1 protein-coding gene and 1 pseudogene are annotated in these 2,813 nt (G+C 25.0%); both read right to left on the bottom strand.

Annotated elements, in window-relative coordinates:
* Positions 1–2,071: pseudogene (locus E6A48_RS09270) on the bottom strand (hypothetical protein); the annotation flags it as partial.
* Positions 2,072–2,216: 145 nt separating this feature from the next.
* Positions 2,217–2,813, bottom strand: a 597-nt coding sequence (locus E6A48_RS09265) for an IspD/TarI family cytidylyltransferase (protein WP_219709938.1), incomplete at its 5' end; no start/stop codon positions are given.

Raw genomic sequence — 2,813 nt, 5'->3', positions numbered from 1 at the left:
TATTTGTAAATACTATACTCGTATTTGAAAGCTCAAATTGAGTGTTTAAAGCAACAACAGGAGAGAGATTTTTATTAAATTTCACATCTCCATATAAATATATAGGCTTATTCCTATAATTATCTATAGATACATCAGCATTAAAAGATATGTCTTTAACTTTTAACTCATTCGGTGTTGATATATTTAATTCAAAATCTCCATTAGTTGTTATAGAACCATTTGCAACTATTTCTGAGTTTTCAGTAGAAGCATATAATATTCTACTTCCATTAGTAGCTGTAAGAGTAAATCCATTTACACTATAATCGCCAATAGGAGTCTTTACAGTTCCATTAGCTTTTACATTGAAATTTTTATCATACTCTACAACAGCACTAGCATTAATTCCTCCGTCTTCTGAAAGCCTGTAAAATATATCATTAAGCTCAATCTTATTGCTGTAAGCTAAAGCCCCTACTCTAATTAAATATTCCTCTGTATAAATCTTTCTAGAAGACACATTTAATACATGAACATTTCCCTTTCCATCTGTATATGAAGCATTGCTCAAACTATATTTAACATTCAAAGAAGACAAATTATCAATAGGATTGCCGCCCAAAAATACAACAAATAGCTCTTGAGGTATAATACCATTTGCATCCACTAATACAGCTCTAGTATTGTCTAACGATATATTAACATCAAAAGGCTCTATATACTTATTAGCACTCAGATTCATCTCTATGTACTTTTCTTTTTTCATATACCTTACAACCCATTTTAAAGGGTATTTTAAAGCATTCTCATAAGATAATTCTGATATTGTAAAACTAGAAGATAATTCCTCATCATTAACTCTTATAGGGTCTAGTGATAATGATGCAGATAATCTATTAACACCCGCAGATATATCATTAATATTCAAACTTAACACACTTGAAACAGGGTCATTCAAAGGAACTATGCCGCTAAGTATTATATTTCCGTCTAAAGTATTAACATTAACATTAGACAATATTAAATTATTATTTGTAATTTCAGCATCAGCATATAAATTAAACAATTTATCCTTTGCACTAACATCAAAATCTATATATATATCTTTATTTACTTCGTAATCACCATAAGCATTAATATTTAAATAATCAAAACGATTAATAGCATTACTAATCATTTTTATATTGTCATCATCTGGCTTTATAGAGTTGTATATTATTGGAGTGTCTAATGCTATATTAACAAACTTATAAACCGTATTTTTATCTATATTAGCATCTAAAAGTTCAAAATTAAGTTTCTTTTTGTTATAATCATAATTAAGATTAAGTAAATCTTCTTTTTCTGTATTTTTTAAATTTAATTCTAAAAACTCATTATTATTTGTAGCATTTATATCATATTTAAATAAATTTTTCTCACTATCTTTAGCACTAATTATACATGTTAAATAAGATAAATTAGGGTTTACTTCAGTAGAAAAGTTAACTATAGTTTCATCTGGAAGATTTAAATCATAAGTGAGAAAATATTTATATGACCTAAAGTTTCCATTAAGAGACCTAATAGATACTTGAGTTGTATTTCCTTCTTTGTCTTCTATTTTGGTATTAAAATCTCTAACTAGTATGCTTTTATCTAATAATATATCCGTAACATTTTTAATAATCTCTCTATAATCTGTATTAGCATTAGTATTCGATTGAAAAATAGAAGTATCTAAAAACTCAGGATAAAAATCAGCTCTAGTAACATCAACATCACTAAGCATATAAAACACATCTTTTTTTATAAAAAGCCTTAATGGATTAAACTTTAAAAAAGCTCTCTCCATACTAGCAAACTCTTTATCATTGCCTTTAGAATAAAGTTTTACATCATCAAGAATAATTTCTAATCTAAATGATAAACTTATATCATTTATATAAATATTAATAGGTGCTACTTTATTTATATAAGATACTATATTATCCAAATACTTCTGCTTATTTGAAAAAACAAAAGAAACACTAAACAAAGTAGGTATTAAAAAAGCTATCAAGGTAGTAGCTAAATAAAGTTTAAAACGCGAGTGCTTTTTACTACGCACTCATATACCTCCAAAGGCTATAAGTAACTACTATAATAACCTATTTAAATAAAAATTGTTATATAAAATTTTCGGATATATACTTATTAAAATATATCTTATATATATGTTAAATATACAAAAAATATAAACTAAATTTACAAAATTATATGCCTTTTAGTTTTTTAAAAATAGATAAATCTTCTTTATTTGTTATTTTTATATTATTTGAAGAACATTCTATAATGCCTACATTTCCAGAATATTTACTGTATATTTCAGCATCATCTGTTGCTAACTTTTTGCTTTTAGCATTCATATATTTATTGATAGCTATTAAGTATTTATTAAAGTTAAATGCCTGAGGAGTAGCTGCTCTGTATAGATAGGTTCTGTCTATAGTTTCTGTAATATTTTTATTATCATCAACTTTTTTGATAGTGTCTGTTACTTTAGAAGCTAGTATTGCAGCATCATTTTTTAATATATAATTATAAAGACTTAATATTTCTTTTTTTGTTACTAATGGTCTGACCCCATCATGAATAAATACATAATCAGTTTTTATATTATTATCATTTAAATATTTAATGGCATTATAAACGGAATAAACTCTCTCGTTTCCGCCTTCTATATAATGCATTATTTTTTTATTACTATTATTTATAGCATTTTCTTTTTCTATATACTTTTTTATATTATTTATTTCATCTTTTGAACTAACTAAAACAATATTATCAAATTTAAACTTTAGTATATTGAT

Origin of the sequence: Brachyspira pilosicoli (assembly GCF_019402445.1) — a bacterium.
In the GTDB taxonomy this organism is placed as follows: Bacteria; Spirochaetota; Brachyspiria; order Brachyspirales; family Brachyspiraceae; genus Brachyspira; species Brachyspira pilosicoli_B.
This window is presented reverse-complemented; position numbering and strand designations above follow the sequence as displayed.